General features: G+C 72.7%; 6 protein-coding genes. 1 reads left to right on the forward strand and 5 read right to left on the reverse strand.

What is annotated here, in order from left to right:
• A partial coding sequence (locus HG542_RS30350; protein WP_255316326.1) for a glycosyltransferase occupies window positions 1-199 on the reverse strand: 199 nt, incomplete at its 3' end.
• Between the two features lie 135 nt (window positions 200-334).
• On the opposite strand from HG542_RS30350, the gene HG542_RS30355 reads away from it, so the two are divergent.
• Window positions 335-1,849 carry a glycosyltransferase family 39 protein gene (locus HG542_RS30355; RefSeq protein WP_171087097.1) on the forward strand — a complete coding sequence of 505 codons (1,515 nt, stop codon included), beginning with the start codon at window positions 335-337 and terminating at the stop codon, window positions 1,847-1,849.
• Between the two features lie 22 nt (window positions 1,850-1,871).
• Here HG542_RS30355 and HG542_RS30360 read toward each other — a convergent pair whose 3' ends face one another.
• The 4 genes from HG542_RS30360 to HG542_RS30375 form a co-directional block, all read right to left on the reverse strand.
• Entirely contained in the window at window positions 1,872-2,759 is an 888-nt protein-coding gene (locus HG542_RS30360) for a carbohydrate ABC transporter permease (protein WP_171087098.1), read from the reverse strand.
• A complete protein-coding gene (locus HG542_RS30365) occupies window positions 2,756-4,096 on the reverse strand; it encodes a carbohydrate ABC transporter permease (protein WP_171087101.1) in 1,341 nt (446 codons plus the stop codon). Before HG542_RS30365 ends, HG542_RS30360 begins: the two co-directional genes overlap by 4 nt.
• Window positions 4,097-4,109: 13 nt before the next feature.
• Window positions 4,110-5,456 carry an ABC transporter substrate-binding protein gene (locus tag HG542_RS30370; RefSeq protein WP_171087103.1) on the reverse strand — a complete coding sequence of 449 codons (1,347 nt, stop codon included), beginning with the start codon at window positions 5,454-5,456 and terminating at the stop codon, window positions 4,110-4,112.
• A 203-nt stretch (window positions 5,457-5,659) separates the two neighbouring features.
• Window positions 5,660-6,696, reverse strand: a 1,037-nt coding sequence (locus HG542_RS30375; protein ID WP_255316325.1) for an FtsK/SpoIIIE domain-containing protein, incomplete at its 5' end; no start/stop codon positions are given.

The raw sequence follows: 6,696 nt of genomic DNA on the forward strand, positions 1-6,696 counted from the left end.
TCCGGTGGACGACCCGCAGCCGGGGTTCCGTGGCGGCCAGCCGGTCGAGGACGGCGCCGGTGCCGTCGGTGGAGGCGTCGTCCACGGCGACGACCTCGGCGACGACCGGGCCCTGCGCCAGGGCGGAGCGCACCGCCGCTTCGATGTGCCGGGCGTCGTCGTAGCCGATGACGATCACGCTGATCCGCGCGGCGGGCAGGTCCGGAGCGCCGACGGCAGGTGCGGCGGCAGACGTTCCGCCGTCGTTCACGTTCGCGATCACGAAATACATCTTTATCCGACAGATCCGACAAATATGTCTCATCGGGGAACGACGCACGCGCAAGGGGCGGAGATGGCACGGACGACTGCACAGCGGCTGCGGGGGCGGCTGGCCGCCGTGACCCCCGGGAGAGCGGGCCGGGCCGCCGCCGTCCTGGCGCCCGCCGCCGTCATGACCGTCCTCGGCCTGTGGGGCCTGGACCGCGGCACGATGTGGCGGGACGAGGGCGCGACTTTCCAGGTCGCCCGCCGCTCCCTGCCGGAGATCGCCCACCTGCTCGGCACCGTCGACGCCGTGCACGGGCTCTACTACCTGTTCATGCACGCCGTGCTGGCCCTGCACGCCGACGAGGTCACCCTGCGGCTGCCCTCCGTCGCGGCCGCCGCCGCGACGGCCTCCCTGACCGCGGCGATCGGCTGCCGCCTGGCCCGCCCCCGGGTCGGGCTGTGGGCCGGACTGCTCTACGCGGCCACCCCGTTCGTCAGCCACTACGCACAGGAGGGCCGGTCCTACGCCCTGGTCGCGGCGGGCGCGGCGCTGGCGACGTGGCTGCTGCTCCGGGCCGTCGAGCACGGCGCGTCCGGCTGGTGGGCCGGCTACGGCGCGGTGGTCGGGGTCACGGCGCTGCTGCACGAGTTCGCGATCCTGTTGCTCGCCGCGCACGCCGTCACGCTGCTGGTCTCCCGCGTGTCCTGGCCCGTCTGGCGCGGCTGGGGCTGCGCGGCCCTGGCCGCCTGCATACTGCTCGCGCCGCTGGCGGTGCTCTCCCAGGGCCAGAGCGAGCAGGTCTCCTGGCTCCGCACACCCGGCTACGAGCAGGCCAAGGCCCTGCTCTACGCCTTCGCGGGTCCGGGAAACCTGGTCCTGGCCGTGACGCTCCTGCTGATCGCCGTCGGGGTTCTGCTTCCCCTGCCCCGTACCGGGCCGCTTCCGCTGCATGCGGTGGCCCTGCCGCTGGCCGTCGTGCCGCCGGTCCTGCTGTACGTCGCGTCCCAGCAGCAGCCGTTGTTCCTCGACCGCTACCTGCTGTTCTGTCTGGCGGGGGTGCCGCTGCTGGCCGCCGCCGGGGCGGAGCGGCTGTTCGGGCTGCTGCCGTGGAGAGGCGTCGCAGCGGCGGTGGGGGTGGCGGCCGTGGCGGGGGCGTTCGTGTGGCAACTGCCGTTCCAGGAGCGGGAGCGGCTGCCGTCGAGCCGGGGCGACCAGCCGGCCCGGGTGGCCACGGCGGTCGGCGCGGTGGCCCGGCCGGGGGATGCGGTGCTGTTCCTGCCGCACTACGAGCGGCGCATAGCGCTCTTCTATCCGCGGGACTTCACCGGGCTGAAGGACCTCACCCTCAAACGCACGGCCGCCGCCTCCGGCACCCTCTTCGGCGAGGACGTGAGCAGCACGGAGCTCCGCACCCGGCTGGCCCGGCTCTCGCCGAGCGAGCGCGTGTGGGTGGTGTGGGACACCAACACGGTCGGCACGCGCTGGTTCCGCGCCCAGCGGGCGGAGTACGCCAAGTCGCGGGTGCTGGGCGCGATGTACCGGGAGGAGTCGTCGGTGTACGTGCACGGAGGGGCGGTGTCGCTGTACGTACGGCGGTAGCCGGACCCGGGGGCGCGGAGCGTCACTTCACCGCGCCCGCCATGACGCCGCTGACGAACTGCCGCTGGAAGGCGAAGAAGACCGCCAGCGGGATCACCATCGAGAGGAAGGCGCCCGAGGCGAGGATGTCGACGTTGTCGCCGAACTGCCGCACCTGCTGCTGCAGGGCGACGGTGATCGGCGGGTTGCCGCTGTCCGCGAAGATCAGCGCGACGAGCATGTCGTTCCACACCCACAGGAACTGGAAGATCCCCAGCGAGGCGATGGCCGGACCGCCCAGCGGCAGCACGACCCGGGTGAACAGCCGCAGTTCACCGGCCCCGTCCAGCCGGGCGGCCTCCAGCAGTTCGCGGGGGATCTCGGCGAAGAAGTTCCGCAGCAGGAAGACCGCGAACGGCAGCCCGAAGGCGGTGTGGAAGAGGACCACGCCGAGGGTGGTCTCGAAGATGCCCAGCGCGTTGAAGAGCTTCGCCACCGGGATCAGCGCGACCTGCACCGGCACCACCAGCAGCCCCACGACCACCATGAACCACCCGTCCCGGCCCGGGAAGTCCAGCCAGGCGAAGGCGTATCCGGCGAGCGCCCCGATCACGATCACCAGCACCGTCGCCGGGACGGTGATCAGGGCGGTGGTCAGCAGGGAATGGGTGACCTTGGAGTTGTGGAAGAGCGTGCTGTAGCTGGAGGTCGTCAGCTGGGCCGGGTGGACGAAGACCTGCCACCAGCCGGAGGCCGCGATGTCCGACCGGTCGCGCAGCGAGGACAGCAGCAGGCCCACGGTCGGCGTCAGCCACAACAGGCCGGTCAGGACGAGGAGGAGACGCAGCAGTCCGCCGCCGGCACGGGAAGCGATCCGGGCCGGCATCGACGGCCGGGCGGGCGCGGCGGTGTGCGGGTGGGTGGTGGTCATCGGCGCTGCTCCCGTTCCCTGCGGATCCGCCGGAGGTTGACGTACATCACCGGCAGGACGAGCAGCAGCAGGAAGACCGCGATCGCGCTGCCCACGCCCTGGTTGACGTCCGTGCCGAACGACGACTGGTACAGCTGGAGGGCGAGGACGTTGGCGTCGTGGAGGCTGGAGCCGGGGGCGATGATGTAGACGAGGTCGAAGATCTTCAGCACATTGATCATGAGCGTGACGACGACCACCGCCAGCACGGGCGCGAGCAGCGGCACCGTCACCCGGCGGAACACCTGCCACTCGTTGGCGCCGTCCACCCGCGCCGCCTCCAGCAGTTCGCGCGGCACGCCCGCCAGGCCCGCCGCGATCAGCACCATGGCGAAGCCGGCCCACATCCAGATGTAGGCGCCGATGATGGACGGCGTCACCAGGGACGGGCCGAGCCAGTCGACCCCGCCGTAGGCGGAGGCGAAGTTCGCGGCGGGCAGGCGCAGTCGAGCCCCGTCGGCGGAGGCGGGCAGCGTGAACGTTCCGTCGGCGGCGGTCGTGGCCGAGGCGATGGCCGTCCCGCCCTTCACGGCCTCGACCTTCAGGCCCGCCAGGGCCTTCTCGCCCGGGTCGATTCGGCCCGGCGTCCCGCCGCCGCCCCGGGTGAAGTCCATCCACACCGTCCCCGTGACCTTCCCGGGCACCGCCTTCGCCGGGGCCGCCTGGTGCGCACCGTTCACGTCCTCCGGTTTCACGGCCACGAGGGGCAGCAGCACGGGCGTGCCGGCCCGGGCCGCCGCCCGCGTCGTGTACGCACCGCCGCCGCTCGCGGCGAGATCCGCGTTCGGCCGCGGGCGGGCGCCGGGGTAGGGCGCCGGCGAGGCGAACGTGTCGTGGATGCCGACCCACACGGCGTTGGCGACGCCGCGGTCGGGGTTCTGCTCGTACACCAGCCGGAAGATGATGCCCGCGGCCAGCATCGAGATGGCCATCGGCATGAAGACCACCAGCTTGAACGCCGTTCCCCAGCGCACCCGTTCGGTCAGCACCGCGAAGATCAGGCCGAGGGCGGTGGCGACGGTCGGGGCCACGACGACCCAGATGACGTTGTTCTTCAGGGCCGTACGGATCCGGTCGTCCGAGAAGACCTCGTGGTAGTTGCCGAGGCCGACGAAGCCATGACCCGAGGCGTCGAAGAGGCTGCGGTAGACGGAGTAGCCGATGGGATAGACGACGAGCGCGCCGAGCAGGGCCAGCGCGGGCAGCAGGAAGCAGGCGGCCGCCCAGGGGCGGGTGCCGAGCGCTCCGCGGGCCTTGCGGGTTCGTGTGACGCGTGTGCCTTGCGTGGTGGAGGCCACGGGACCGCTCCCGTCAGCTCTTGAACGCCTTGGCCGCGTCGTCCTCCAGTCTCTGCTGGATGCCCGCGACGTCGGACGGGTTCTTCAGGAAGTCCTGGAGGTCCTTCCACTCGCCCTGCCCCGGCTTGCCGCCGAAGGCGGCGGGCGCCTGGTCGGACATGTCGAAGCGGAAGTTGTCGCCGGCGCCGACGAGGGCCTTCGCGATCGAGCGCTGGACGTCGTCCGGGTAGACGGACAGGTCGAGGTTCTTGTTCGCGGAGACGAAGCCGCCCTGGTGGGCCCAGACGGCGGCCGCGTCCGGCGAGGCCAGGAAGGTCAGCAGGGCCTGCGCCGCCTGCCCGTCCTTGAGCGCCACGCCCACGTCGCCGCCGGTCACCACCGGGGGCTCGGCGCCGACCGCGGGGAAGGGGAAGACCTTGGCATCGGTGCCGATGGCAGCCTTGGCGGCGGTGACGTTCGCGGCGGCGAAGTCGCCCTCGTAGACCATGGCGGCCTTGGCCTTGTCGCCGTCGGCGAAGACCTGGGTGACGGACGTCGGGAACTGCGTCTGCAGCGCACCCTCGTTGCCGCCGGCCAGCAGCTCCTTCTTGCCGAACAGTTGGCCCAGCGTGGTCAGCGCGTCCTTGACGGACGGGTCCGTCCACTTGATCTTGTGGGTGGTCAGGGCGTCGTACTTCTCGCGGCCCGCCTGGGACAGGTAGACGTTCTCGAACCAGTCGGTGAGCGTCCACCCGTCCGCGCCGCCGACGGAGACCGGGGAGACCCCGTAGTCGGCGACGGCCTGCGCGGTGCGCAGGAACTCCGCCCACGTTCCGGGCTCCTTGGCGCCGGCGGCGGCGAATATTCTGGCGTTGTACCAGACCAGCGACTTGTTGCTGGCCTTGAAATACACGCCGTACTGCTTGCCTTGGGCCGAGCCGAGGTCCTGCCAGCCCTTGGCGAAGTTCTTGTTCAGCTCGGCCGCGGTGCCGGCGGAGAGCGGCTTGAGCCAGCCCTTCTGCGCGAACTCGCGCAGGACACCGGGTTGTTGCAGCATCGCGACGTCGGGCGGATCGCCACCGGCGATCTTGGAGCCGACGAACGACGCCATGTCGTCGCCGCTGGGCACGAAGGAGACGTCGGCGCCGGTGCGCTGGTGGAACTCGTCCAGCACCTTGGTGAAGTTCTGCTGCTCGACACCGGTCCAGACGGCGGTGACCTTGAGCTTCTGGCCGGTGAGCTTGGGGAGTTGGAGGGTGTGGGGGACGGTGCTTCTCGACGTGCCGTCGTCTTTGCTGTTGTCGTTCTTGCTGCTGCTACTGCAGCCGGCGGCGGCCAGGACGGCTGCCGTGACCAGAGCGAGCAATGGTGCCGTACGCATGACCGTACCTCCCCGTGACCGCACTCCCGTGCGACAGTCCTACGCCGGAGAGGCTGTGGCCGCAATACCGCGTGCAGGGTGGTGCCGTATCCCGGAGGCTGCCGCCCCCCCGGGGGTGCCGTTGCCGCGGCTCCGCCGCTCGTCCTCGAGCGCCGGACGGGCTGAAGGCGCCCGGCGCTTCAGGGAGCGGGCCCCAACTACCCCTACAGCAACGGCGGAGCCGCCTGCACCCCCGCCGACTGCGCCGCGCGCTGCAGCGCACTGGCGAGCAGCGCCAGGTCCGTCGGCCCGTTCCCCAGCTCCCGCACCGGCCGCCGTGCCGGCGGATCGCCCATGCGCTGCCAGTCCAGCGTCACCACCGTCGGCCGGAGCGTCGCCGTGCGCGGGATGCGGCCCGTGACGCGGCCCGCCTGGAACGGCGTCACCACCCCGTCGTCCGGCCGCTGCAACCGGCCCCGGCCGGGCGCCGGTTCGCCGTCGGCTCCGGAACCGGCGCCGCCTTTCGCCGCCGGGGCGATCTCCAACGTGGCCCGCAGCCCGGCCCGTTCGACCGCGGCCGTGTCGGCCGTACGGTCCGGACGCCCGGACGCGGCGATCAGATGCACGCCGAGCCGCTCGCCGTCACGGGCCACCGCCTCCAGCGCCCGGACCACCGAACCGGCCGCCGGACGCCCCGTGCTGCCCAGCGCGGGGGCGACCAGGGCGTCGAAGTCGTCCACGAGGACGACGAGCCGGGGCAGCGCCGTCTCCGCCGTCCGCGTCGGACCGCCGCGCTGCGTCCGCAGCTTGAGCGTGCCGCTCGGCGGGGACTCCAGGTCGCCGTTGCGCGGGCCCACGACGCCGGGGGCGTCGGGCGCCGCGGGCGCGGGGTTCCGGTCGTGCCATGCGCAGAAGTCGAGCGTGCCGAGCAGCTCCGCGCGCCGCTTGAGCTCCGAGCCGAGCGCCTGCGCGAACTCCCGCATGCGCACGGGGTCCGACGCGGCCAGGTACGTGGACACGTGCGGCAGGTCCGTACACATCCGCAGCCCCTCGCCGCGTTCGGCGGCGGCGCCGTCGACGAGGACGAGGGACAGCCGGTCGGGGCGGTCGGCCGCCGCCAGCGAGGCGGCGAGCGAGCGCAGCAGCTCCGTCTTGCCGCTGCCGGGCCCGCCCTCCACCAGCAGGTGCGGGCCGTCGCCCGCGAGGTCCACGGCGAGCGGGCCGTGCGGGCCGGCGCCGAGCACGGCGACGGCCCGGCCGC

This window comes from Streptomyces morookaense, assembly GCF_013030945.1.
GTDB lineage: Bacteria > Actinomycetota > Actinomycetes > Streptomycetales > Streptomycetaceae > Streptomyces > Streptomyces morookaensis.

Excerpts from the sequence above, each read along its gene's own strand:
- HG542_RS30370 (WP_171087103.1), bottom strand. The coding sequence starts at position 5,456 with ATGCGTACGGCACCATTGCTCGCTCTGGTCACGGCAGCCGTCCTGGCC.
- HG542_RS30360 (WP_171087098.1), bottom strand. The coding sequence starts at position 2,759 with ATGACCACCACCCACCCGCACACCGCCGCGCCCGCCCGGCCGTCGATG.
- HG542_RS30355 (WP_171087097.1), top strand. The coding sequence starts at position 335 with ATGGCACGGACGACTGCACAGCGGCTGCGGGGGCGGCTGGCCGCCGTG.